This window comes from Pseudomonas sp. T8, assembly GCF_024610635.1.
GTDB classification, from domain to species: domain Bacteria; phylum Pseudomonadota; class Gammaproteobacteria; order Pseudomonadales; family Pseudomonadaceae; genus Aquipseudomonas; species Aquipseudomonas chlororaphis_I.
The window spans coordinates 2,753,908-2,777,290 of sequence record NZ_CP102374.1 but is presented as its reverse complement, the minus strand read 5'-3'; the positions used below and the strand labels follow the sequence as shown (position 1 = coordinate 2,777,290).

Below are 23,383 nucleotides of genomic sequence, written 5' to 3'. Positions count from 1 at the left end.
AATCGGGCGCCGTGGCGCCCGGCACTTCCCATAAGGGCCCGACTCGTTACCCGAGAGGCCCGACAAGAATAGAAGGACAGCGCTCATGCACGCCTCGAGATCCAGTGTTTCGCGTACCCGGCAAGTGGTCGCCGCGGTGATCGGCAACGCCTTGGAGTGGTACGACTTCATCGTCTACGGCTTTCTGGCCAGCATCATCGCCCGGCAGTTTTTCCCCTCCGACGACGAGTACGCCTCGCTGCTGATGGCCCTGGCCACCTTCGGCGTGGGCTTCTTCATGCGGCCGGTGGGCGGCGTCCTGCTGGGCATGTATTCGGACCGCAAAGGCCGCAAGGCCGCCATGCAGCTGATCATCCGCCTGATGACGGTCTCCATCGCCCTGATCGCCTTTGCCCCCAACTACGCGGCCATTGGCATGGGCGCGCCGCTGATGATCGTCGTCGCACGGATGCTGCAGGGCTTCGCCACCGGCGGCGAATACGCCAGCGCCACGGCTTTCCTGGTGGAAAGCGCGCCGGCCCATCGCAAGGGCCTGTACGGCTCCTGGCAACTGGTCGGGCAATGCCTGGCGGTGTTCTCCGGGGCGGCGATGGTGGCGCTGGTCACCCATCTGTTTTCGCCCGAGGACCTCGATCTGTGGGGCTGGCGCCTGCCGTTCGTGATCGGCCTGCTGATCGGTCCGGTGGGCCTGTGGATCCGCAAGTACATGGAAGAGCCGGAAGCCTTCGTCGAGGCCCGCAAGCAGGTGCGCGGCAACGGCCGGGGCCTGATGCAGGTCATACGTGAGCATCGGCGCAGCATCCTGGTGTCCATGGGCCTGGCCTGTGGCGCGACGGTGTCGTTCTACGTGGTGCTGGTGAACATGCCGACCTTCGCCCACAAGAACCTCGGCTTGCCGCTGGACCAGGTGTTGCTGGTGCAGATGTTCGCGGTGGCGCTGATGACCGTAGTGATTCCGCTGTCCGGCGCCCTGTCGGACCGGCTGGGGCGGCGCCCGGTGTTGCTGGCCTTTACCCTGGCGTTTTTTGTCATGGTGTATCCGCTGTACGTCTGGGTGGCCGCGGCGCCGTCGATCGAGCGGCTGCTGGTGATGCAGGTGCTGCTGTGCAGCGCCATCGGCGGCTTCTTCGGCCCGGCGCCGACCGCGCTGGCCGAACAGTTCCCGGTGCAGGTGCGTTCCACCGGGGTGTCGGTGGCCTACAACGTGGCGGTCATGGTCTTCGGCGGCTTTGCCCCGCTGATCGTGACCTGGCTCAGCAAGGTGCTGGGCACCCCGGTGGCCCCGGCGTTTTATGTATTGTTTGCCTGCGTGTTGACGCTGCTGGGCACTTATTGCCTGCATGAGGCACCCAAAGAGAAGAAACCGAGCGCACTGAATTTCGGGGTGAAACCTTGATGGATATCGCAGCACAAGACCTTGGGCCCATCGTTGAGCTGGGCGCCGTCGAACTGTCCCGGGCGATCCACGCCCGCAGGTTTTCCTGTCGCGAAGTGATGTTGGCCTACCTGGACCGGATCGAGCGCTGCAACCCGCGGGTCAATGCCCTGGTGTCCCTGCGCGAGCGCCGGGTGTTGCTGGCCGAGGCCGACGAGCGCGACCGCCAGCTGGACCGGGGCCAGTCCATGGGCTGGATGCACGGCATGCCCCAGGCGATCAAGGACCTGGCGGCCACCGCCGGGCTGCGCACCACCCTGGGCTCGCCGCTGTTCGCCGAACAGATACCGGCCCACGACGCCATCTGTGTGGCGCGGGTCCGGGCCAGCGGGGCGATCATCGTCGGCAAGAGCAACGTGCCGGAGTTCGGCCTGGGCTCGCAGACCTACAACAAGGTGTTCGGCACCACCGGCAATGCCTACGACCCGAGGCTGAATGCCGGCGGCAGCAGTGGCGGGGCGGCGGTGGCCCTGGCGCTGCACATGCTGCCGGTGGCCGATGGCAGCGACATGATGGGCTCGTTGCGCAACCCGGCGGCCTTCAACAATGTCTTTGGCCTGCGCCCGTCCCAGGGCCGGGTGCCTCATGGCCCGGCACCGGAGCTGTTCGTCCAGCAACTGGCCACTGAGGGCCCGATGGGCCGCAGCGTGGCCGATATCGCGCGCTTGCTGGGCACCCAGGCCGGGTACGACTCGCGGGTGCCCTTGTCGCTGAAGGACGACCCGGCGATCTTCAACGAGCCCTTGCAACGGGATTTTCGCGGCGCGCGCCTGGGCTGGCTGGGGGACTTCGACGGCTACCTGGCCATGGACGACGGCGTGCTGGCGCTGTGCGAAGCGGCGCTGGGGGACTTTCGCCAACTGGGTTGCGAGGTCGAGGCCTGCCAGCCGGCGTTTTCCATGGCGGCGCTGTGGCAGTGCTGGCTGGTGCACCGGCATTGGCTGGTCCAGGGCAACCTGGGGCCGCTGTATGCCGACCCGCAGAAGCGTCACCTGCTCAAGCCCGAGGCGCAGTGGGAAGTCGAGGGCGGCCTGGGCCTGAGCGCGGCGGAGGTCTACCGCGCCTCGCAGGTTCGCAGCGATTGGTACCGGGCCCTGGAGCGCCTGTTCGAACGTTACGATTTCCTGCTGCTGCCCAGCGCCCAGGTGTTCCCTTTCGATGCAGGGGTGCCGTGGCCACGCTTTGTCGGAGGGCGGGAGATGGACACCTACCATCGCTGGATGGAAGTGGTGATCGGCCCGACCCTGGCCGGCCTGCCGAGCCTCAGCGTGCCGGTCGGCTTCAATCCGGCGGGCTTGCCCATGGGCCTGCAGATCATCGGCCCGGCCCAGGCCGACCGGGCGGTGTTGCAGCTCGGTCATGCCCACGAACAACTGACGCAGTGGGTCAGGCGCCGGCCGCCTGGTCATCCGTTGTAACCCTCGAACCGGGGTGTGCGGGTTTATCGGGCCCGCATCTTGCTGCGTAAAACGCTCATCCATCCGCTTATCAGGGAGGTCGGCATATGGCCAGCAAGGTAGAAACCGGCAGTGTGCGTTCGGTCGAACGGGCCTTGGCGATCGTCGAACTGCTGGGCCAGCACCAGGCCCTGGGCCTGGAGGAACTGCATTACCTGACGGCGCTGCCCAAGGCCACGGTGTCGCGCATGCTCCTGACGTTGCAGGAGCAGGGCTGGATCTATCGCGGCCTGAGCGACCGGCGCTATCGGCTGTGCGCCAGGCGGCTGTTCGGCGACCAGCAGCAACGCTTCAAGCGGCAGTTGGTGGAGCGTGCCGCGCCCTGGTTGCAGGCGTTGAGCGAGCGCACCGGGCTGGTGGTCGACCTGTCGTGTTTCGACGGCGAACGCCTGGAGGTCATGGAAAGTTCGATCCCGGCAGTGCTGCGCAAGCGTTACCCGCATAACTGCCAGATCGTCGGCCACTATTCGAGCCTGTTCCATTCGGCGATGGGCAAGGCCTGCCTGGCCGAACTGGATCACGAGCAAGTCCAGCGCCTGGCCGTCCGCGAGCGGGTGCCCCAGGAGGACCAGTACCGCGCCTGCGAACAATCCCAGCATCAGGGTTTCGGCCAGCGCACCGAGGGTTATTGGGAGTACCCGGTGCGGCTGCCGTTCCTGATCCGCGCCGTGGCCTTGCCGATTCGTGACCAGGGCCGGCTGGTGGGCAGCATGGCCCTGCACTGGCCGATGGACCAGGCGCCGGTGGAGCGGGTGCTGAGTTTGCACCTGGCGAGCCTCGAGGCGACTGTCCACGATGTCGAGCGCAGCTTGATCTAGACTCAGCCGCTCGGCCTGGCATTGCGGCGTATCCGGACCACCGGCTGCCCTGTTCGGGGCCGCTGCAAGGCCATCGTGGCCTACGGCAGCGGCTACAGGGGACCGGGGATCTTTTTCGTCTTTATGCACTCCGAGTATTCGCCGTTCACGGCCCTGTCGCTGTTTGCAAGCGCACGCGGGCCGGTTAAGGTTCGGCTCAGATTTCTCGACCCCATGAGTCTTCCATGTTCAACGCCTCTTTCCCCAAGGCCCTGGCCGCTTTGCTGTTGGCCTGCGCGGCCTGGCCGGCCCAGGCCAACTGGTACCTGGACAACGAGTCCTCGCGCCTGTCTTTCGTCACCACCAAAAATGCCAATGTTTCCGAAGTCCATCGTTTCCTGGTCCTGCACGGCAAGGTCGACGCCAAGGGCATGGCGCAGTTGGAAGTCGAGCTGGACTCGATCAACAGCGGGATTCCGCTGCGCGACGAGCGCATGCGCAAGGAGCTGTTCGAGATCGACCGGCATCCGGATGCCCTGATCAACGCGCAAATCAACCTGCGGCCGATCAACGACCTGGCGCCCGGCGCGCAGATCGAACTGCGTCTGCCGGTCAATGTCACCCTGCACGGTAAACAGCACGAATACACCGCCGAACTGCTGGCCACGCGCCTGGACGATCGACGCTTCCAGGTGGTGACCCTGGAGCCGCTGGTGCTCAACGCTGCCGATTTCGACCTGGTGCCGGGGCTCGAAACCCTGCGCAAGGCGGCCGGCCTGTCGGCGATCAGCCTGTCGGTGCCGGTGGGTGCGGTGCTGATCTTCACGGCGCGCTGATATGGCGGGCGCGGTCTTTCCCTGGCGTGAAGGCAATCGTTTCGAGTTGCTGATCGACGGTCCGAGTTTTTTCCCGCGGATGCTGGTGGCGATTGCCCGGGCCCGTGAGCAGGTGGAACTGGAGCTGTACCTGGTGGAGGCGGGCGCCTGCGCCGAGGCCATGGTCCAGGCCCTGACCCAGGCCGCCGAGCGCGGGGTGCGGGTGCGTTGCCTGTTCGATGACTACGGCAGCCTGGCCTTCACCATGGGCCTGCGCCAGCGCTTGACCGGCGCCGGGGTCGAGTTGCGTTTCTACAATCGCCTGAGCTGGCGCCGCGGGGTGCGCAACCTGTATCGCGACCACCGCAAGTTGCTGCTGGTGGATCAGGAGCTGGCGGTGGTCGGCGGCACCGGCGTGACCGATGAATTCTGGAACCCGCTGCAGGACAGCTGCGACTGGCATGAGGTCATGGTGGAAATCAGCGGCCCGCTGGTGCTCGACTGGCAGATGCTGTTCGACCGGCAGTGGATCGCCAACCGCTATCGCACCGCCTGGAAGCCGGCGTCGAACTTCGGTCTGCCACGCCTGCCGCGCGTGCCGGCCCAGGGCGAGGGCATGGGCCGGGTGGCCTATGCCGACGCCCGGCAACACCGGGACATTCTGCAATCGCTGGTGCGCGCGCTGAACAGCGGGCACCGGCGGATCTGGCTGGCGACCCCGTATTTCCTGCCGACCTGGAAGGTCCGCCGCTCCCTGCGCCGCGCGGCCGGACGCGGGGTGGACGTGCGCCTGCTGCTGACCGGGCCGCGCACCGATCACCCGTCGGTGCGTTATGCCGGGCATCGTTATTACCCGCGCCTGCTGCGGGCCGGGGTGAAAATCTTCGAATACCAGCCACGTTTCCTGCACCTGAAGATGGTGCTGATCGACGATTGGGTGAGCATCGGCTCGTGCAACTTCGATCACTGGAACCTGCGTTTCAACCTCGAGGCCAACCTCGAAGCCCTCGACATGCCACTGACCGATGCGGTGCTTGCGAGCTTCCTCGCCGACTTCGACCAGAGCCAGGAAGTCAGCCTCGAAGCCTGGAAGAACCGCCCGCTGTGGCGGCGGATCAAGCAGCGGATCTGGGGCTGGGTGGACCGGCTGGTGGTGAACCTGCTCAATCGCCGCGACTGAACCCGCCCTGGCCTGGCTTGTGCTTCTGTAGGAGCCAAGCTTGCTGGCGATGCGGGCAACGCGGCGTGTCAGGGAAATCGCTATCGCGGGCAAGCCTCGCTCCTACACCGACCTGGCGCGGCTTGTGCTTCTGTAGGAGCCAAGCTTGCTGGCGATATGGGCAACGCGGTGTGTCAGGAGAATCGCTATCGCGGGCAATCGAGCGTCGACCGGCCGCTCCTACAGAAGCGACGCGGCTTTGGCTTCTGTAGGAGCCAAGCTTGCTGGCGATGCGGGCAACGCGGTGTGTCAGGGAAATCGCTATCGCGGGCAAGCCTCGCTCCTACATAGGAGCGAGGCCGGGGGGAGGGTTACAGCAGTTCGAAGCTCTGTTGCTTGACGTCCCGGGAGTCCAGGCCGATCTCGACCTTGAACTCGCCCGGTTCCGCGGCGTACTTGAGCTGGGCGTTGTAGAACTTCAGGTCGTCTTCGCTGATGCTGAAGCGGATCACCTTCTGTTCGCCGGCCTTGAGCTGCACTTTCTGGAAGCCCTTCAGCTCCTTGATCGGGCGGATGATGGAGCCGGCGACGTCCTGGATATACAGCTGCACCACGGTTTCGCCGTCGCGCTTGCCGGTGTTTTTCAGGGTCACGCTGGCGTCGAGCTTGCCGCTCTTGTTCAGGGTGGTCGACGACAGGGCCATGTCCGACAGGCTGAACGTGGTGTAGCTCAGGCCATAACCGAACGGAAACAGGGGGCCGGTGGTGTCGTCGAAATACTGCGAGGTGTAGTTGCCCGGCTTGCCCGGGGTGAACGGCCGGCCGATGGTCAGGTGGTTGTAGTAGGTCGGGATCTGCCCCACCGAACGCGGGAAGGTGATCGGCAGCTTGCCGGACGGGTTGTAGTCGCCGAACAGCACGTCGGCGATGGCGTTGCCGCCTTCGGTGCCGCTGAACCAGGTTTCCAGGATCGCGTCGGCCTGTTGGTTCTCGTCGAGCAGCGCCAGCGGCCGGCCGTTCATCAACACCAGCACCAGTGGCTTGCCGGTGGCCTTGAGGGCCTTGATCAGCTCGCGCTGGCTGGCCGGGATGTGCAGGTCGGTACGGCTCGAGGATTCGTGGGACATGCCCCGCGATTCGCCCACCGCCGCCACCACCACATCAGCCTGCTGCGCGGCCTTCACCGCTTCGTCGATCAACTGCTGGGCCGGACGCGGGTCGTCCACCACTTCCGGGGCATCGAAGTTGAGGAAGTTCAAGTAGTCGACCACGGCCTTGTCGGCGGTGATGTTCGAGCCACGGGCGTAGATCAGTTGTGCCTTGTCGCCCAGGGCGTTGCTCATGCCGTCGAACAGGGTGACCGATTGCGCCGGCACACCGGCGGCGGCCCAACTGCCCATCATGTCGATCGGCGCCTTGGCCAGCGGGCCGACCAGGGCGATCTTGCCGGCCTTTTTCAGCGGCAGGGTGTCGTTGGCGTTCTTCAGCAGCACCAGGCTGCGGCGCGCCACATCGCGGGCGTCGCTGCGGTGCAGGCGGCTTTCGGCGTTGGTGTCGGCCGGATCCTGCTCGGCCTTGCCGATGCGCAGGTAGGGGTTGGCGAACAGGCCCATGTCGTACTTGGCGGCCAGCACTTCGCGCACGGCGTTGTCCAGGTCGCGCTGGCTGACCTCGCCGGACTTGATCAGCCCCGGCAGTTCCTTGGCGTACAGCGAGTCGTTCATGCTCATGTCGATGCCGGCCTTGATCGCCAGCTTGGCGGCTTCGCGGCCGTCCTTGGCGACGCCATGGCGCATCAGCTCGACGATGGCGCCGTGGTCGCTCACCGCCAGGCCCTTGAAGCCCCACTCCTTGCGCAGCAGGTCGTTCATCAGCCAGGTGTTGGAGGTGGCCGGCACGCCGTTGATCGAGTTCAACGCCACCATCACCCCGCCGGCACCGGCGTCGATCGCGGCGCGGTAGGGCGGCAGGTAGTCCTGGTACATCTTCACCGGGCTCATGTCGACGATGTTGTAGTCGCGACCGCCTTCGACCGCGCCGTACAGGGCGAAGTGCTTGACGCTGGCCATGATGCTGTCGGCGTTCTTCGGGCTGTCACCCTGGTAGGCCTTGACCATGACCTTGGCGATGCGCGAGACCAGGTAGGTGTCTTCGCCGAAGCCTTCGGAGGTACGGCCCCAGCGCGGGTCGCGGGAGATGTCGACCATCGGCGCGAAGGTGATGTCCAGGCTGTCGGCGCTGGCTTCCTGGGCGGCGATGCGCCCGGAGCGGCCGATGGCGTCCATGTCCCAGCTCGACGCCAGGGCCAGGGGGATCGGGAAGATCGTGCGGTGGCCGTGGATCACGTCATAGGCGAAGAACATCGGGATCTTCAGCCGGCTGCGCATGGCCGCGTCCTGCATCGGCCGGTTTTCCGGGCGGGAGATGGAGTTGAAGGTGCCGCCGATGCGGCCGGCGGCGATTTCCTTGCGGATCATCTCGCGGGGCATTTCCGGACCGATGCTGATCAGGCGCAACTGGCCGATCTTTTCATCCAGGGTCATCTGCTTGAGCAGGTTGTCGATGAAGGCGTCCTTGTTCTGCAGGACCGCATCGGAAAAGGGTTTTTCCTGGGTCGCTACCGGAGTGGTGGCGGCCAGGGCAGGGTGACTGGCCAGGCTGACCAGCAAGCCCAGCAAACACAGCTTCTTCATGAATATTGTTCTCTAGGGCCTAAAACAGACGCGATCAGTACGCGTCGAGCGGCCGAAAATTGGGAGAGCGGCTAATAAAGGAACGACTATTGTTGTTCGGATAAATGCAGCACACTTCTGAACTCTTTTTCGCGCTGGGCATCTTTTAGCCGATTGGCCCGATGCAATCCAGTGGTGGCGGCAGATTATGTCGATGCACTCGATTCAAAGGGTTACAGGTTCCATCCCCTAGGTTGCAAGGAGCGTCACCACCATGAACGTACGACAGAGCCTGTGCTCAAGCTGGCCGATGATGGCATTGCTGCTGCTCAGCAGCCTGCTCAGCGGCTGCGGGATCAACAACATCCCGACCCTCGACGAACAGGCCAAGGCGGCCTGGGGCCAGGTACAGAACCAGTACCAGCGTCGCGCCGACCTGATCCCCAACCTGGTGGAAACGGTCAAGGGCTACGCCAAGCACGAACAGGAGACCCTGACCGCGGTGATCGAGGCGCGGGCCAAGGCCACCTCGATCCAGGTCGATGCCAGCACCCTGGACAACCCGGAAAGACTCAAGCAGTACCAGCAGGCCCAGGACCAGCTGACCGGCGCCTTGAGCCGCCTGATGGTGGTGTCCGAGCGTTATCCGGACCTCAAGGCCAACCAGAACTTCCTGGCCCTGCAATCGCAGCTTGAAGGCACCGAGAACCGCATCGCCGTGGCCCGTCGCGATTTCATCCTCGCGGTGCAGAAGTACAACACCGAGATCCGCACCTTCCCCGGCCGCCTGTGGCACAGCGTGATGTACAGCGACCTGCCGGTGCGCGAGACCTTCGAGGCCACCAGCCCCGACGCCGACAAAGCGCCAGAAGTGAAGTTCTGATCAGCAGCGGCTGCCCGCGGATCGCCCGAGCGGCCGCGGGATCCGGCCCGGCGTTACCACGGATGAGGTTCCAATGCGCGTGTTGAGAGTTGGCCTGGTGCTGTTGCTCTGGGTGTTTGCGATAACGGCCCAGGCCGAGCTGAAGTTCCCGGCGCTGAGCGGGCGGGTGGTGGACAACGCCCAGATGATCGAGCCGGCGGTGCGCCAGCAACTGACCCAGGAGCTGGCCTCCCACGAGCAGTCCACCGGCGAGCAGGTGGTGGTCGTGACCCTGCCGGACCTGCAAGGCACCAGCATCGAGGATTTCGGCTATCAGCTGGGGCGCTACTGGGGCATCGGCCAGAAGGACAAGAACAACGGCGCCTTGTTGATCGTCGCCCGCGATGATCGCAAGCTGCGCATCGAAGTCGGTTATGGCCTGGAAGACCGCCTGACCGACGCGCAAAGCTCGGTGATCATCCATCAGGTCATCACCCCGGCCTTCAAGGCCGGCAATTTCAGCAAGGGCATCAGTGACGGCGTGTCGGCCATGTTGCTGGTGCTGGGCGGCAATCCGCTGGACGAGCCGAGCGCCGCCTATGAGGGTGGCGGCGAGCGCGGCAGCGAGTTTTTCGATCGGCATCCCGGCGCCCTGGTGTTCCTGGTGCTGCTGTTTTTCGTGACGATCTTCGTCTGCCAATTGCTTGGCATCCTGCCCAGCGGTGGCGGCGGGCGTGGCGGTTCAGGCGGTTTTGGCGGGGGCGGTTTTGGTGGCGGAGGCGGCGGGGGCTTCAGCGGTGGCGGTGGTAGCTTTGGCGGCGGCGGATCGTCAGGCGGCTGGTGACTAAAAATAATCGATGAGTATGGGAAGACATGGCACTACTGAGTGAGTACGAACAACGGCAGGTCGCCGAGGCGATCGCCCGGGTCGAACAGCAGACCGATGCCGAACTGGTCACCGTGCTGGCCGCCCGCGCCGACGACTATGCCTATATCCCCTTGCTCTGGGCCAGCCTGCTGGCGCTGATCGTGCCGGGCGTGGTGCATTACGCCACCGGCTGGATGAGCATGCACCTGTTGCTGCTGGTGCAGTGGGCGACCTTTATCGTGCTCTGCCTGGTGTTTCGCATTCCACGCATTACCACCCGCCTGATCCCGCGCTCGGTACGCCACTGGCGCGCCTCGAACCTGGCCCGCCGCCAGTTTCTCGAACAGAACCTGCACCACACTGTCGGCAGCACCGGGATGCTGATCTTCGTCTGCGAAGCCGAGCGCTATGTGGAGATCCTGGTGGACGAGGGCATTTCCAAGCGCCTCGACGACAAGACCTGGGACACCATCGTCCAGGCTTTCACCCAGCAGGTGAAGCAGGGGCAGACCCTGCAAGGCTTCATCACCTGCATCGAGGCCTGCGGCGAACTGCTCAAGGTGCATGTGCCGGTGACCCACGTGCGCAACGAACTGCCCAACCGCCTGGTGGTCCTGGCCTGATCCCCCCCGCTCCTGTAGCCGCTGCCGCAGGCTGCGATCGGCCGAAGGCCGTGGCGTCCGCAAGATCGCTGGAGGTCCTGCGGACCTTGCGCAGCCTTCGGCAGCGGCTACAGGAAGCCCGCTCCCGCAGAATCTGCGCCGCCGGGTAAATAACTCCGTGCCCCGGCGGGCCATCCCCCCTAAAATACCCGCCATTCCCCGATTCACACCCGCACCGCCCGAGGCGCCTTTTTCCATGTCTGCAACCGCAACCCCCGCCAGCCTTGCGCCGGATCATCACGCCCAGTTTCTTGAGCTGCTGGAAACCAGCCTGGCGCAGAACGCCTTTATCAAACTGGTGCTGGCCAAGCATGTGGGGGCCGAGGCGGATTTGCAGCGGCTGATCATCAAGCAGCTGACGGTCAAGGAGCAGCCGTGCCTGTCCTTCGTCTACCGCTACAAGACCCGCGACATCACCAAGAACTTCCCCCTGGACGAAGGCGTGGCGCTGATCGCCGGGCTGCTGCCGGCGTCGTTCAAGAACGCGCACCTGCTGTCGCTCACCGATGAAGTGCAGCTCGAATACAGCAAGAAGGGCAAAAGCTCGCTGTTCAAGGGCAAGGCCCAGCAGCAGCGCGAAGTGCCGTCCGCCGAGCACAACCGCGAGAAGAACCGCTACCTGGAGCTGAGCCGGCCCTTCCTCACCGACCTGGGGGTGACCAACAAGCAGCACGAGTTGATCCCGGCGATGTCGCGCAAGTGGAAGCAGATCAACAAGTTCATCGAGGTCTTCAGCCATGCGCTGAGTTCGTCGCCGATCGACCTGCAGCAGCCGGTGCGGGTGGCGGACTTCGGCTCTGGCAAGGGCTACCTGACCTTCGCCATCCACGACTACCTGTGCAACACCTTGCAGGCGCAAGGGCAGGTGACCGGTGTCGAACTGCGCGAAGACATGGTGACCCTGTGCAACGCCGCGGCGGCGCGCCTGGACCATCAGGGCCTGGAGTTCAAATGCGGCGACGTGCGCAGCGTGGCGCCGAGCGAGCTGGACGTGATGATCGCCCTGCATGCCTGCGATATCGCCACCGACTACGCGATCCACACCGGCATTCGTTCCGGTGCGTCGATCATCATGTGCTCGCCGTGCTGCCACAAGCAGATCCGCCCGCAGATGCAGAGCCCGGCGCTGCTCAAGCCGATGCTGCAATACGGCCTGCACCTGGGCCAGCAGGCGGAGATGGTTACCGACAGCCTGCGCGCGCTGTTCCTCGAAGCCTGTGGCTACGAGACCAAGGTCTTCGAGTTCATCTCCCTGGAACACACCAACAAGAACAAGATGATCCTCGCGGTCAAACGTGCCGAACCCCAGGACCCGACCCAACTGCTGGCGAAGATCGGCGAACTCAAGGCGTTCTACCACATCAGCGAGCACTGCCTGGAAACCCTGCTGCGGGCCGACGGCTACCTGAGCTGACCACGCGCCTGTAGCCGCTGCCGCAGGCTGCGATCGGCACCGAAGGGGCCGCAAACCAGGCGACGCGCTACATCTGACAGGGCCGGGATACCGCCTTTGCGCCGGCTACGCCGTCGATCGTCCGAACGCGGCCCGAACCTGCGGCAGCGGCTACAGGGCGCGTGCTGGGGTTGCTTGCTGCACGGCAGTCTTGCGCCCGAGCATCACGGTAAGGATCACGCCCACGGCGAACAGCCAGGTGACCGGTTCCACCTGTTCGCCGAAGAACAGCGCCGAGAAGGCGATGGTGAAGAAGATCTGCAGCAGCTGGATCTGGCTGACCCGGGCGATACCGCCCATGGCCAGCCCGGCGTACCAGGCAAAAAAGCCGATGAACTGCGAGAACAGCGCCACGTAGCCGAAGGCCCACCAGGTCTTTGCCGAAACCGCGCCCTGATGCTGCGCCGCGAGGTACCAGACCGGGCCGATCAACAGCGGCGTCGACAGCACCAGGGCCCAGCAGATCACCTGCCAGCCGCCCATCTCCCTGGCCAGCCGGCCGCCTTCGGCATAACCCAGCCCGCCGACCGCAATCGCCCCGAGCATCAGCAAGTCGCCGGCCTGGATACTGCCGGCGCCGCTGATCAGCGCGTAACCCAGGACCAATGCGCTGCCCAGTGCGGCGCAGCCCCAGAAGGCTTTCGACGGCCGTTCATGGGACAGCCACGCCGCGTACAGCGCCACGCACAAGGGTTGCAGGCCATTGACCAGCGCGCCGTGGGACGCCGGCAGGGTCTGCATGGCCCAGGCCGACAGCACCGGAAACCCCAGGATCACCCCGGCGATCACCAGGCTCAGGCCTTTGATCTGGTGCCAGGTCGGCCATTTTTCCCGCCGCCAGAGCAACAGCAGCGCCGCCGGGATCGCCGCGAACAGCGCCCGTCCCAGGCCGTTGAGCAGTGGGTGAAGTTCCTGCACCACGATGCGGGTGAAGGGCAGGGTCAGGCTGAAAATAACCACGCCGAGCAGGCCCAGGGCCATGCCGGTGTTTTCGCGGGAAGACATGATGACAACCGTTTTTTATTGGGGAAGGGCAGGTGCGCTTATCTAGCCATAAACCCACCGCGGCACCCTGTTACAGCTGTACGCAGAGTTATCCATACAGTTCGGCTTCTGTAGGAGCGGCCGGTCGACGCTCGATTGCCCGCGATGAACGATAACGCGGTATGTCAGGCAATCCGTGTCGCCTCTATCGCGGGCAAGCCTCGCTCCTACGGGGCGACGGAGGGCATGCTCTTCTGTAGGAGCGAAGCTTGCTCGCGATGAACGATAACGCGGTGTATCAGGCAATCCACGTCGCTTTTATCGCGGGTAAGCCTCGTTCCTGCAGGCCATGGATCACGCTTTTTTGTAGGAGCGAAGCTTGCTCGCGATGAACGATAACGCGGTGTATCAGGCAATCCGCGTCGCTTTTATTGTGGGAAAGCCTCGTTCCTGCAGGCCATGGATCACGCTTTTTTGTAGGAGCGAAGCTTGCTCGCGATGAACGATGACGCGGTGTATCAGGCAATCCGCGTTGCCTCTATCGCGGGCAAGCCTCGCTCCTACAGAAGCGTTGAGGGTGTAGTACCGGGTTATTACCCGGCTCCACAGATAAGGACTACCTTGAACATTCCTGTTTTCCCTTGTAGAGGAGTCATCTCCATGGCCGCGAAAAAAATCCTCATGCTGGTCGGCGATTACGTCGAGGACTACGAAGTGATGGTGCCGTTCCAGGCGCTGCTGATGGTCGGCCACACCGTGCATGCGGTGTGCCCGGACAAAAAGGCCGGGCAGACCGTGCGCACCGCGATCCACGACTTCGAAGGCGACCAGACCTACAGCGAAAAACCGGGCCATCAGTTCGCCCTGAACTTCGATTTCGCCAAGGTCGAGGCGGCCGATTATGACGCGCTGCTGATACCTGGCGGTCGCGCCCCGGAGTACCTGCGGCTGAACGAAAAGGTCCTGCAACTGGTGCAGGCCTTCGACAAGGCTGGCAAGCCGATCGCCGCCGTCTGCCACGGCGCCCAGCTGCTGGCCGCGGCGGGTATTCTCGAAGGCCGCGAGTGCAGCGCCTATCCGGCCTGCGCCCCGGAAGTGCGCCTGGCCGGCGGTACCTACATCGATATCCCGGTGACGGACAGCCACGTTCAAGGCAATCTGGCGACAGCCCCGGCCTGGCCGGCGCACCCCAGCTGGCTGGCCGGTTTCCTCGGCCTGCTGGGCACCAAAATCACCCTGTAAACGGATGACCCGCTGGCGCTGCTTTTCTGTCAGGAAGCAGCGCCATCGTCCTACCGCCAACCGAGGAGCGCCCAGCATGTGCGAGCTCTACGTCAAAGCCGACCCGATCCTCTACGAGTCCCGCTCGCGCTCGCTGCGCATCTGCGGGGTGGTCACCACCCTGCGCCTGGAGAACCAGTTCTGGGACATCCTCAGCGAAATCGCCGAAGTCGATGGCATGACCACCAACCAGTTGATCGCCAAGCTCTACGAAGAAGTGATGGATTACCGCGGCGAGGTGGTGAATTTCGCCTCCTTCCTGCGGGTCAGTTGCACCCGCTACCTGAGCCAGCGCCGCAGCGCCACGCCGGAACTCAGCGTAGTGCGCAGCGCCACCAAATAACCCTGCGATCCCCGCAATCCCTGTAGCCGCTGCCGAGCCTTGGCGAGGCTGCGATCGACTTGGGCGGCACTCCGACGTAGCAGGCGCCAAGCCAGGCGACGCCACACATCAGACATACCGTGTCGCCAGGTTTTACGGGGCTGCGCCCCGATCGCAGCCTCGCCAAGGCTCGGCAGCGGCTACAGGATTCGTTTCAGGTCATGAGGTCGGGCGCGTGCCATCGAGCAGGGCATCCACCACTGCCCGGGCCATTTCCACCGAATGCACCATGGACCAGATCAGCCCGCGCTCGACGCCGCTGGCGCGTTCGGTGATTTCATCGGAAACCTCCTCGGCGCATTTGAGCAGCAGGGAAACGTGCATCAGCGCGTCTTCGGCATTGACGCCGGGTTGCACGGCGAACAGTGGGTTGTGCTGGCCATCGCGCAGGCCAAAGGGGCGGCGGCGTGTGCCTTGCAAGGTGGCGATCAGGCTGGCGTTGGCGCGATCCAGTTCCGGGTCGCGCAGTTTACGAGGGGATTGCAGGGGGGATCGGGGACGAGCTTTTTCATGAGGTGATTTCTCCAGTTGTTCAAGGAACCGCCGGGTCTCACTTCCACATGAGAGGTGGCAGCCGTACGCAGGTGTGGAAGACCGGACTGAAGAACCGGCGCACCCGAGGGTGCCCCACATACAGCCGCCATAAAACGAACTCACCAGGACTGAAGGTCACTGATGTTTTCGTATGAGACGAATTGCACGCTCTCCAGAACCAGACTTCCACATCCGGGCCGCTGATTTTGCAGCGATCCAGGCAGACTGCCTGATCGGTTTGAGGGGGACAAGGCGCTCAAAGGCGTTGGGGATTTTCTAGGAAATACCTTACAAAACAAAGCGAAACTTCTTCTCTGCCCAGCACCTCTCCCTGACCAATACCTGTAGCCGCTGCCGAGCCCCAGCGAGGCTGCGATGGTCCGGGCCACGCTGGTCGCAGGACCTCCAGCGGCTGTGAGAATGTCATCGCGGGCAAGCCTCGCTCCTACAGGTCCGTGGCGATCTTGGCTTGTGTAGGAGCCAGGCTTGCCGGCGATGCGGGCAACGCGGTGTGTCTGACGTACTGCCATCGCGAGCAAGCTCGCTCCTACAGGGATAGGCGTTCCTTTGTAGGAGCGAGCTTGCTCGCGATGGCGATCGATCAGGCAACGCCGCTTCAGAAGAACCGCGTCACGCTGATCTTGGCGTTGCGCCCCAGGCTGGAGGCGTTTTCGCCGCTCAGGGGCGGGCGGTAATCGCGGTTGAACATGTTGTCCAGGGTGAAATTGACCTCGGTGCCCTTGAGGTACGGCTGCTGCGGTTTCCAGTTGGCGAACAGGCCCTGCACGTTGTAGCGGTCGTTCTCGTACTGGTCCCAGTAGGAATCGCCCGCGGCGCTGGCCGGGCCGCCCGGGTAGATGTCGCTCGGCACGCGGTCGGTCTGGCGTACCCACTGGCCCTGCCAGCCCACTTGCGCATCCCACTGCGGGATTTTCACCCCCAGGGTGGCGACCCACTTGCGTGGCGGGATGTCCCGGGCCCAGACATTCGGCCCCCAGGGGTTGGTGTAGGCGCCTTCATGCTTGCCGGTGATCCAGGAGTAGGACAGCGAGCCGAACAGGTAGGTCGAATCGTAGAAGCTCTCGACTTCGAAGCCCTTGATGGTCAGGTCGCCGATATTGCGGTAGACGCCGATGGTCGGCTGGTTGCACACCTGGCCGATGTTCTTGCCGCTGCTCAGTTGCTCGGGGCAGCCGATCCCCAGGTTCTTCATGATTTCGTCCTTGATCTCATTGCGGAACACCGTGGTGCGGATCTGCAGGCTGTCGGCCTGGGTCAGGACGTCGGAGAAGCGGGTGATGTTACCGGCGCGCAACGCGGTGATGCGCTCCGGGTCGAGGTCGCGGCTGGTGGAGGAGCGGGTGGTGCCGGCCGCCTGGACTTCGTACTGCTCGTCGATCACCGGCGCGCGCCAGGTCTTGCTGTAGTCGGCGAACAGGGCGAATTGCGGGGTGACCGTCCAGAACGCCGACAGCCGTGGCGACCAGCCGGTGTAGGTCTTGTCGCCGTAATCGTGGCCGACCACCGGGTCGGGGCTGTTGTAGACCGGCGCGTCGTTTTTCTGCCCGCGGTTGCGCACATGGTCGTAGCGCAGGGACGGGGTCAGGGTGAAGTTGCCCAGGGTGATGGCGTCCTGGATATAGAAGGCGTTGTTGTCGACCTTGCCATGGGGCATGAAGCCCGGCTGGTAATGCCCGTTGTTGTACTTGGGCACCTCGTAGGTCTTGCCCGGCATCCACATGTCCACTTCGCGGTCGTGCTTGCGGATCTGGATGCCCTGGGTCAGGGCATGTTCCAGCGGGCCGGTGTTGAAGCGGCTGGTGTTTTTCAGCGAGAGGATCCTGTCCTCGTAACCCACGGTGATCTTGCGGCCACCGGAGGCCGGCTGGGCGTAGGCATTCGGGCCGCGCTCGTCGGTCTGGTCGGTCTTGGAGTCGGAGTACTTGGCCTCGAAGTCGATCCACGGGTTGTCCAGCGGCGTGTACTGGTACTTGGCCTGCCAGGTGGTGTCGATGGTGTTGCGCTGGGCCAGGAAGCGCCGGGTGGCGCCGTCGTAACCGTACTTGTCGATATCGCGCTGGGTCGGCGGCGTCGGGTAGCTCTTGGCCGAGAAGGGCGCCCAGATATCACTGTTGGAGCGCATGTAGCTCAAACCCAGACGATGTTCGTCGGTCAGCTGCATGTTCAGCTTGAACAGCTCGCCGTCCAGGTCCTGGGCGGTGTTGGGCAGGCGCTTGGGGTTGATCGGGTAGGCGTTGCGCGGGTCCGGCTGGGCGCTGGCCAGCTTCATGTCGTCGCCGTCGCGTTTGGTCCAGTAGGCCAGGGCGTCGAAACGCCGGTCCTCGGTGCGCCCGTACACCGCGCCGGTGTAGGCCTGCTCATGGCTGTTGCTGCTGTAGCCGTACTTGAGCATGGCGCCGGTGTCGCGGCCTTCTTGCAGCAGGTCGGGGGCGTCCTTGGTTTCCATGTGCACGGTGCCGCCGAAACCGCCGTTGCCGGTCTCGGGCGAGTGCGGGCCCTTTTCCACTTCGATGCGCTTGATCAGTTCCGGCTCGATGAAGATCGAACCCTGCTGGTAGCGTTCGAAGCCGCTCTTGGTTGCGCCGTCGACGCTCATCGGCACGTCTTCGGCATCGCCCAGGCCCCAGATGTTGATGGTCTGGCCGCCGGGCTTGAGCGAACCGCCGAGGCTGACGCCGGGCAGGGTGGCGATCAGGCTGGGAATGTTGGTGGCCTGGTGGCGATCGATCTCGGCCTGGTTCAGGGTCGAGCGGCCGACCGTGGCGGAGTCCACTTCCAGGCCGCTGCCGATGACGCTCATGGCGCCCAGCTGCAACGCCGAACTGCGGGTGCTGCTGTTTTCCGCGGGGCGCACCACGTAGGTCTGGTCGACCTTGACCAGGCTGAACTGGCTGCCGCCCAGCAGTTGCTGGATCGCCGCCTCGGGGCTGAAGTCGCCCTTCAGCGCCGGGGCCTTCACGTTGCGCAGCAACTCTTCGTCGAACAGCAACTGGATCTTCGCCTGCTGCGCCACCTGGCTCAGCGAGGCCGCCAGCGGCTGGGCGGGCAGGGCGAAGGCGAACGATTCGGCCTGAATCTGCGCCTGGCCCTGCAGGCTGAACGCCAGGCAGGCGGCGAGCAAGGTCGGACGCGAACAGATGAGCTGCAAGTGATAAGGCACGCGAAACATGAAATCCCCCGGAGCGGCGACAAAGGCCAGAAAAGGTGTGCGTAAACAACGCAGACCGGAGGAAGACGCGTCAGTAAACTAAAACCTCATATGCGAATGAAAAATATTCGCATATGAGTTTCAGCGCCGGGCTTCGATGCGCACGCGGCCGTCGGCCAGGGCCACGGTTTTCACCGGGATCAGCGCCGGCAGGGCCTTGATCAGGGCGTCCGGATCCCGCACATCGAGGTTGCCCGAGACCTTGAAGTTGCCCAGGGCGCCGTCGGCCAATAACACCGGCTGGCGGCGATAGAGGTTCAACTCGTCCACCAGGCTGGCCAGGTCGCGATTGCGAAAGGCCAGGTGGCCGCCGCGCCAGTCGGCGACCTCGGCGACGTTCACGGGCTGTTCCCGCAGGGTGCCGCTGGCGTAGTCATAGATGCCGCGCTGGCGGGCGCCAAGCAGCAGCGAATCGGGCTTTTGTTCGTCGGGAACGAACGCCACCTGGCCATGGGCGACGCTGACCACCAATTGCTTCTCGCCGCGGCGCACATCGAAGCCGGTGCCGACCACCCGCACCCGCGCCGCGCCGGCATGCACCCACAGCGGCCGTTCCTTGTCGGCGGCGACTTCCAGGTACAGCTGGCCCTGGTCCAGATAGAGGTTGCGTTGCTGCGCCGTAAAGTCGATGCGCAAACGGGTGTTGGCGTTGACGTACAGGGTACTGCCGTCGGGCAGGTTGAAGCTGCGCATGCCCTGGCGTTGCGCGGCGATCTGCTGCGAATAGATCGCCGGCGGTGCACCCAGTTCGATGGCCAGCAATGCGCAGACCAGCGCGGCGGCCACCGCCAGGGCCGGACGCCAGCGCGGCTTTTTGCTCAGCGGCAGCGGCGTCGGTCGGTTCAGTGGTTCGAGTTCGGCCAGGTCGGCCCACAAGCGCTCGAACTCGGCATAAGCCCGGGTGTGGGCCGGTTCGCTGGACCAGGCCGCGAAGGCGTCGCGCGTGGCCTGGCTGCGATCGTCGCGATTGCGGGTGAACCAGCCGGCCGCCTGGGCATCGATGCTGTCGATCTGCTGCTCGGTGTCGTGGGGGCGGGTCATTGGGGTTGCTCCTTGCCGTGTTCCTGTTCCAGGCGCTGCTTGCAGTGCAGCAGGGCAAAGGCGATGTGTTTTTCCACCATGCTCAGGGAGATGCCCATGCGTTCGGCGATCTGCGCCTGGCTCAGGCCTTCGAAGCGGTGCAGCATAAGGGCTTCGCGACGGCGCGGCGAGAGTTCGGTGAGCACGCTCTTCAAGCGCTCCAGGCGTTGCAGGCGCTGGGCCGCGGGCAGTGGCTCGTGGTGTTCGTCGGCCAGCGGCTCGGGTTCTGTTGCATGCGGTTCGTGGTGCACCTTGTGCCTGACCTTCTGCCGGCGCCAGTGATCGCGCAGCAGGTTGCGCGCCATCTGGAACAGAAAGGCGCGGGGTTGTTCGACCTTGGCCCGGTCGCGGTAATCGAGCCATTGGGTGAAGACGTCCTGGGTCATGTCCGCCGCATCGCTGGCGTTGTCCGTGCGTTTACGCAGGTAATGCAGGATGTCCGCATAGAACCCGCGGACGGGGTCCGCCGAGGTGGGGTCGGGCTTGAAGCGAGACATGAAAATCCTTCGCAAGTACTGCCGGGCAGAAAGGTCGTGAATGATATCGAGAATTATTACTATTTGTCTGCATGAGTTTCGCTTCATGAACCGGATGCGATTTTTCCTGTCTGATGCTGCGTGCCTCAGCAACACACCCCAAACGCTGGTAAACCGGCAAAGACAAGCTTTAATCCGAAGTGCATTCGCATCTTTGGACACTCAGGAGCAGGACCATGGCTGGATGGTATGAATTAAGCAAAAGCAGTGACGGGCAGTTCCGCTTCGTTCTCAAGGCTGGCAACGCTGAAACCATTTTGACGAGTGAGCTGTATTCCTCCCGCAGCGCCGCCGAAAACGGCATCGCTTCGGTGCAGACCAACAGCCCCAACGAGGCCCGCTACGCCAAGGAAGTCTCCAAGGACGGCAAGCCTTATTTCAACCTCAAGGCGGCGAACCACCAGATCATCGGCAATAGCCAGCGCTATTCGTCCGAGGCGGCACGCGACGGCGGTATCGAAAGCGTCAAGACCAACGGTCCAACCACCACCATCAAGGACAAGACCGTTTAGTTTTCTGCTCTGAAGCACAAAAGCCCGACAGGACAACCTGTCGGGCTTTTTGTTGGGCGGCGTTTTAAGGCAAGGTGTTTTGCCTGATGCACCGCTATCTCGGGCAAGTTGTGCGGCGCTCCTGCTGGCATCATCGCGAGCAAGCTCGCTCCTACAGGTCGGTGGCGTCTTTGGCTTCTGTAGGAGCCAGGCTTGCCGGCGATGAGGCCCGCAAGCTCGCCGCTACAGTGAAGGCCCGATCAGCGCACGGCGTTCAACATGGCCTGCAATTGATTACGCCCAGCCTCACCCAGCGGGAACACCGGCCGGCGCGGGTCGCCGACCTGCAGCCCGGTCATGTTCAACCCGGCCTTGATGGTGGTCGGCAGGCCGCCCTTGAGGATGAAGTCGAGCACCGGCAACTGGCGGTAAAACAGCTCGCGCGCGCGGTCCAGGTCGTTGTCCAGCACCGCCTGGTACAGGTCCAGGTTGAGCTGCGGGATCAGGTTCGCGGCGGCGGTGCACCAACCCTTGGCGCCGGCGGCGAAGGCTTCCAGGGCCAGCGGGTTGCAACCGTTGTAGAACGGCACCTGGCCTTCGCCCAGCAGTTGCAGCTTGTGCATGCGCTGGATGTCGCCGGTGCTCTCCTTGACCATGGTCACGTTTTCCACGGCATTGAAGATCCGCAGGATCAGCTCCACCGACATGTCGGTGCCGCTGGTGGCCGGGTTGTTGTAGAGCATGATCGGCACGCCGATGCTGGCGCCGATGGCCTGGTAGTGGCCGAGGATTTCGGCTTCGCTGAGTTTCCAGTAGGAAGCCGGCAGCACCATCACCGCATCGGCACCCTTGGCCTCGGCAAAGCGCGCGCGGCGCACGGCCTTGGCGGTGGTCAGGTCGGAAACGCTGACGATGGTCGGCACGCGTTTGGCGATGTGGCGGATGCTGAATTCGGCGACCTGGTCCCACTCGGCGTCGCTCAGGTAGGCGCCTTCGCCGGTGCTGCCCAGGGGCGCGATGGCATGCACGCCGCTGTCGATCAGGCGATCGATGGAACGGCCGAGGGTGTCCAGGTCCAGTTGCTCACCGTTGGCGGTGAACGGGGTGATGGTGTAGCCGATGATGCCGTGAATGTGGGTGTTCGACATGGCGACGCTCCTTTAGCGAATAGGGTGGTTTCAGTTCAGGCAATCGGCGTGTTGCTTGAGGTTCTGCCGAGCGTAGTAGTTGAAGGCGGCGGCGTGACGCTTGGGCTTGGAGATCCAGTCATGGGCCTCGCGACCGAGCTCCGGCTGGATCGGCTTGATGGTGCCGGCGGCCATGGCCAGCAATTGCAGCTTGGCGGCGCGCTCGATCAACTGGGCGATCACACAGGCTTCCTCGATGCTGGCGCCGGTGGACAGCTGGCCGTGGTGCGAGAGCAGGATGGCGCGCTTGTCGCCCAGGGCCGCGGAGATGATCTCGCCTTCTTCGTTACCCACCGGCACGCCCGGCCAGGCCTTGAGAAAGGCGCAGTCGTCATACAGCGGGCACAGGTCCATGTGGGAGATTTCCAGCGGCACTTCGATCATCGACAACGCGGCGACGTGGGTCGGGTGCGTGTGGATGATGCAGTTCACGTCGGGGCGGGCGCGGTACACCCAGCTGTGGAAACGGTTGGCCGGGTTGGGCATGCCGTGGCCTTCGAGCACCTCCAGGTCTTCGTTGACCAGCAGCAGGTTGCCCGCGGTGATTTCATCGAAGCCCAGGCCCAGTTGCTGGGTGTAGTAAGTGCCCGGCTGCGGGCCGCGGGCGGTGATCTGCCCGGCCAGGCCGGAGTCATGCCCGTTCTCGAACAGGATGCGGCACGTCAGCGCCAGCTTTTGCCGGTCGGTCCACGTATTATCCGCCAGGGTGTTTTGCATCTGGGTCAAGGCTTGCTTGACCAGTTGCTCTTTGGGTAGTGCTAATGTCTTGGCCATATCGGTGTCCTTTGGTCGTTTCAATGGACGTCGGATTTGCCAGCTCCCGCTGCTCGCAAGGTCGTTGGGTGAAAGCAAATGACACTAAAGAGGCTATATGACACTTTGTGTCATTGGCAAGGACAAATCGTCGGCTCCTTGATGGGTTAACCGTTCTACATGTCTATCCGTTTGAAATTATTGAGAAAAAAACTTGGCGTGACGCTGGAGGCCCTGGCCGAGAAATCCGGCATGACCAAGAGTTACCTGTCGAAAGTCGAACGCGGCCTGAACACGCCCTCGATCGCCGCGGCGTTGAAACTGGCCAAGGCGTTGAACGTGAACGTCGAGGAGCTGTTCGCCGAAGACAAGGTCAGCCTCGACAGCTACAGCCTGGTGCGCAGCGACGAACGCCAGTCGCTGGCGGCCAACGACCAGGCGCCGGGTTACGCGGTGCTGGCGCATCAGGTCAGCGAGCGCAGCCTGCTGCCGTTCATCATCTATCCGCCCAGGGAGTTCACCGACAAGAGCTTCAAGGAACACCTGGGGGAGGAGTTCCTGTTTGTCCACGAAGGGCAGGTGGAAGTGGATTTCATGAACGAGCGGGTGATCCTCAACCGTGGCGATGCGCTGCACTTCAACGCGCAGAAACCCCACCGCCTGCGCTCGGTGGGCGAGGTGCAGGCACAGTTGCTGGTGGTGGTGCACAGCGGCGAGGAATGAGCCCGCTCCTGCGGATTGTGGAT

20 protein-coding genes and 1 pseudogene are annotated in these 23,383 nt (G+C 64.1%); 13 read left to right on the top strand and 8 right to left on the bottom strand.

Annotation, left to right across the window (positions count from 1 at the left end; all coding sequences use genetic code 11):
- Positions 1-85 precede the first annotated feature (85 nt).
- The 5 genes from NRG23_RS12375 to NRG23_RS12355 all read left to right on the top strand — a co-directional run bounded on the left by NRG23_RS12375 (position 86) and on the right by NRG23_RS12355 (position 5,684).
- Positions 86-1,396 carry a citrate-proton symporter gene (locus NRG23_RS12375; RefSeq protein WP_257374671.1) on the top strand — a complete coding sequence of 437 codons (1,311 nt, stop codon included), beginning with the start codon at positions 86-88 and terminating at the stop codon, positions 1,394-1,396.
- A complete protein-coding gene (locus NRG23_RS12370; protein ID WP_257374670.1) occupies positions 1,396-2,853 on the top strand; it encodes an amidase in 1,458 nt (485 codons plus the stop codon). Before NRG23_RS12375 ends, NRG23_RS12370 begins: the two co-directional genes overlap by 1 nt.
- Positions 2,854-2,939: 86 nt before the next feature.
- Positions 2,940-3,710, top strand: coding sequence for an IclR family transcriptional regulator (locus tag NRG23_RS12365; RefSeq protein WP_009047428.1), 771 nt, complete (start codon positions 2,940-2,942; stop codon positions 3,708-3,710).
- Positions 3,711-3,934: 224 nt separating this feature from the next.
- On the top strand, positions 3,935-4,525 hold the full coding sequence (locus NRG23_RS12360; protein ID WP_103331135.1) for a YceI family protein: 591 nt from the start codon (positions 3,935-3,937) through the stop codon (positions 4,523-4,525).
- A gap of 1 nt (position 4,526) precedes the next feature.
- Complete coding sequence (locus NRG23_RS12355) at positions 4,527-5,684, top strand: phosphatidylserine/phosphatidylglycerophosphate/cardiolipin synthase family protein (RefSeq protein WP_028681787.1); 1,158 nt, start codon at positions 4,527-4,529, stop codon at positions 5,682-5,684.
- Positions 5,685-6,034: 350 nt separating this feature from the next.
- Here NRG23_RS12355 and bglX read toward each other — a convergent pair whose 3' ends face one another.
- Entirely contained in the window at positions 6,035-8,356 is a 2,322-nt protein-coding gene (gene bglX / locus NRG23_RS12350) for a beta-glucosidase BglX (RefSeq protein ID WP_257374669.1), read from the bottom strand.
- Positions 8,357-8,609: 253 nt separating this feature from the next.
- Here bglX and NRG23_RS12345 point away from each other — a divergent pair, with 253 nt between their 5' ends.
- The 4 genes from NRG23_RS12345 (at position 8,610) to NRG23_RS12325 (ending at position 12,141) form a co-directional block, all read left to right on the top strand.
- Positions 8,610-9,218 (top strand): LemA family protein, encoded by a 609-nt coding sequence (locus NRG23_RS12345; protein ID WP_038581567.1) that lies wholly within the window; start codon positions 8,610-8,612, stop codon positions 9,216-9,218.
- Positions 9,219-9,291: 73 nt separating this feature from the next.
- Positions 9,292-10,041 (top strand): YgcG family protein, encoded by a 750-nt coding sequence (locus tag NRG23_RS32685; protein WP_124339681.1) that lies wholly within the window; start codon positions 9,292-9,294, stop codon positions 10,039-10,041.
- Between the two features lie 29 nt (positions 10,042-10,070).
- A complete protein-coding gene (locus NRG23_RS12330; protein ID WP_038581565.1) occupies positions 10,071-10,688 on the top strand; it encodes a TPM domain-containing protein in 618 nt (205 codons plus the stop codon).
- Between the two features lie 235 nt (positions 10,689-10,923).
- Complete coding sequence (locus tag NRG23_RS12325) at positions 10,924-12,141, top strand: SAM-dependent methyltransferase (RefSeq protein WP_053268397.1); 1,218 nt, start codon at positions 10,924-10,926, stop codon at positions 12,139-12,141.
- Positions 12,142-12,291: 150 nt separating this feature from the next.
- Here NRG23_RS12325 and NRG23_RS12320 read toward each other — a convergent pair whose 3' ends face one another.
- Positions 12,292-13,185: a DMT family transporter gene (locus NRG23_RS12320; protein WP_101281927.1), complete on the bottom strand. Its 894-nt coding sequence runs from the start codon at positions 13,183-13,185 to the stop codon at positions 12,292-12,294.
- 639 nt (positions 13,186-13,824) lie between these two features.
- Between NRG23_RS12320 and NRG23_RS12315 the strand changes: the two genes are divergently transcribed.
- Both NRG23_RS12315 and NRG23_RS12310 read left to right on the top strand, forming a co-directional pair.
- Positions 13,825-14,406: a DJ-1/PfpI family protein gene (locus tag NRG23_RS12315; protein ID WP_009047437.1), complete on the top strand. Its 582-nt coding sequence runs from the start codon at positions 13,825-13,827 to the stop codon at positions 14,404-14,406.
- A gap of 76 nt (positions 14,407-14,482) precedes the next feature.
- Complete coding sequence (locus tag NRG23_RS12310; RefSeq protein WP_009042529.1) at positions 14,483-14,788, top strand: ribbon-helix-helix domain-containing protein; 306 nt, start codon at positions 14,483-14,485, stop codon at positions 14,786-14,788.
- Between the two features lie 198 nt (positions 14,789-14,986).
- On the opposite strand, the pseudogene NRG23_RS12305 reads toward NRG23_RS12310, so the two are convergent.
- From NRG23_RS12305 to NRG23_RS12290, 4 genes and pseudogenes are all read right to left on the bottom strand, one after another.
- Positions 14,987-15,339: pseudogene (locus NRG23_RS12305) on the bottom strand (DUF6124 family protein).
- A 638-nt stretch (positions 15,340-15,977) separates the two neighbouring features.
- Entirely contained in the window at positions 15,978-18,551 is a 2,574-nt protein-coding gene (locus tag NRG23_RS12300; RefSeq protein ID WP_257374668.1) for a TonB-dependent receptor, read from the bottom strand.
- Between the two features lie 120 nt (positions 18,552-18,671).
- Entirely contained in the window at positions 18,672-19,631 is a 960-nt protein-coding gene (locus NRG23_RS12295) for a FecR domain-containing protein (RefSeq protein WP_041988777.1), read from the bottom strand.
- Positions 19,628-20,167, bottom strand: coding sequence for an RNA polymerase sigma factor (locus tag NRG23_RS12290; protein WP_041988775.1), 540 nt, complete (start codon positions 20,165-20,167; stop codon positions 19,628-19,630). The genes NRG23_RS12295 and NRG23_RS12290 overlap by 4 nt, the downstream gene beginning before the upstream one ends.
- 215 nt (positions 20,168-20,382) lie before the next feature.
- Between NRG23_RS12290 and NRG23_RS12285 the strand changes: the two genes are divergently transcribed.
- The gene (locus NRG23_RS12285; protein WP_009047442.1) at positions 20,383-20,718 is read left to right on the top strand and encodes a YegP family protein; all 336 of its coding nucleotides are present in this window, start codon (positions 20,383-20,385) and stop codon (positions 20,716-20,718) included.
- Positions 20,719-20,957: 239 nt separating this feature from the next.
- Here NRG23_RS12285 and NRG23_RS12280 read toward each other — a convergent pair whose 3' ends face one another.
- Both NRG23_RS12280 and NRG23_RS12275 read right to left on the bottom strand, forming a co-directional pair.
- Entirely contained in the window at positions 20,958-21,845 is an 888-nt protein-coding gene (locus NRG23_RS12280) for a dihydrodipicolinate synthase family protein (protein ID WP_016702095.1), read from the bottom strand.
- A 30-nt stretch (positions 21,846-21,875) separates the two neighbouring features.
- Positions 21,876-22,658 (bottom strand): aldolase, encoded by a 783-nt coding sequence (locus tag NRG23_RS12275; protein WP_041988770.1) that lies wholly within the window; start codon positions 22,656-22,658, stop codon positions 21,876-21,878.
- Positions 22,659-22,817: 159 nt separating this feature from the next.
- Between NRG23_RS12275 and NRG23_RS12270 the strand changes: the two genes are divergently transcribed.
- Positions 22,818-23,360, top strand: coding sequence for a helix-turn-helix domain-containing protein (locus NRG23_RS12270; protein WP_007922237.1), 543 nt, complete (start codon positions 22,818-22,820; stop codon positions 23,358-23,360).
- Positions 23,361-23,383: the final 23 nt, after the last annotated feature.

Bases quoted from the DNA above. Each gene is read 5' to 3' on its own strand.
- NRG23_RS12355 (WP_028681787.1), top strand. From the start codon at position 4,527: ATGGCGGGCGCGGTCTTTCCCTGGCGTGAAGGCAATCGTTTCGAGTTG.
- NRG23_RS12270 (WP_007922237.1), top strand. From the start codon at position 22,818: ATGTCTATCCGTTTGAAATTATTGAGAAAAAAACTTGGCGTGACGCTG.
- NRG23_RS12290 (WP_041988775.1), bottom strand. From the start codon at position 20,167: ATGTCTCGCTTCAAGCCCGACCCCACCTCGGCGGACCCCGTCCGCGGG.
- NRG23_RS12275 (WP_041988770.1), bottom strand. From the start codon at position 22,658: ATGGCCAAGACATTAGCACTACCCAAAGAGCAACTGGTCAAGCAAGCC.
- NRG23_RS12325 (WP_053268397.1), top strand. From the start codon at position 10,924: ATGTCTGCAACCGCAACCCCCGCCAGCCTTGCGCCGGATCATCACGCC.
- NRG23_RS12280 (WP_016702095.1), bottom strand. From the start codon at position 21,845: ATGTCGAACACCCACATTCACGGCATCATCGGCTACACCATCACCCCG.
- NRG23_RS12310 (WP_009042529.1), top strand. From the start codon at position 14,483: ATGTGCGAGCTCTACGTCAAAGCCGACCCGATCCTCTACGAGTCCCGC.
- NRG23_RS12295 (WP_041988777.1), bottom strand. From the start codon at position 19,631: ATGACCCGCCCCCACGACACCGAGCAGCAGATCGACAGCATCGATGCC.
- NRG23_RS32685 (WP_124339681.1), top strand. From the start codon at position 9,292: ATGCGCGTGTTGAGAGTTGGCCTGGTGCTGTTGCTCTGGGTGTTTGCG.
- NRG23_RS12345 (WP_038581567.1), top strand. From the start codon at position 8,610: ATGAACGTACGACAGAGCCTGTGCTCAAGCTGGCCGATGATGGCATTG.
- NRG23_RS12370 (WP_257374670.1), top strand. From the start codon at position 1,396: ATGGATATCGCAGCACAAGACCTTGGGCCCATCGTTGAGCTGGGCGCC.
- NRG23_RS12375 (WP_257374671.1), top strand. From the start codon at position 86: ATGCACGCCTCGAGATCCAGTGTTTCGCGTACCCGGCAAGTGGTCGCC.
- NRG23_RS12320 (WP_101281927.1), bottom strand. From the start codon at position 13,185: ATGTCTTCCCGCGAAAACACCGGCATGGCCCTGGGCCTGCTCGGCGTG.
- NRG23_RS12330 (WP_038581565.1), top strand. From the start codon at position 10,071: ATGGCACTACTGAGTGAGTACGAACAACGGCAGGTCGCCGAGGCGATC.
- NRG23_RS12300 (WP_257374668.1), bottom strand. From the start codon at position 18,551: ATGTTTCGCGTGCCTTATCACTTGCAGCTCATCTGTTCGCGTCCGACC.
- bglX (WP_257374669.1), bottom strand. From the start codon at position 8,356: ATGAAGAAGCTGTGTTTGCTGGGCTTGCTGGTCAGCCTGGCCAGTCAC.
- NRG23_RS12360 (WP_103331135.1), top strand. From the start codon at position 3,935: ATGTTCAACGCCTCTTTCCCCAAGGCCCTGGCCGCTTTGCTGTTGGCC.
- NRG23_RS12285 (WP_009047442.1), top strand. From the start codon at position 20,383: ATGGCTGGATGGTATGAATTAAGCAAAAGCAGTGACGGGCAGTTCCGC.
- NRG23_RS12365 (WP_009047428.1), top strand. From the start codon at position 2,940: ATGGCCAGCAAGGTAGAAACCGGCAGTGTGCGTTCGGTCGAACGGGCC.
- NRG23_RS12315 (WP_009047437.1), top strand. From the start codon at position 13,825: ATGGCCGCGAAAAAAATCCTCATGCTGGTCGGCGATTACGTCGAGGAC.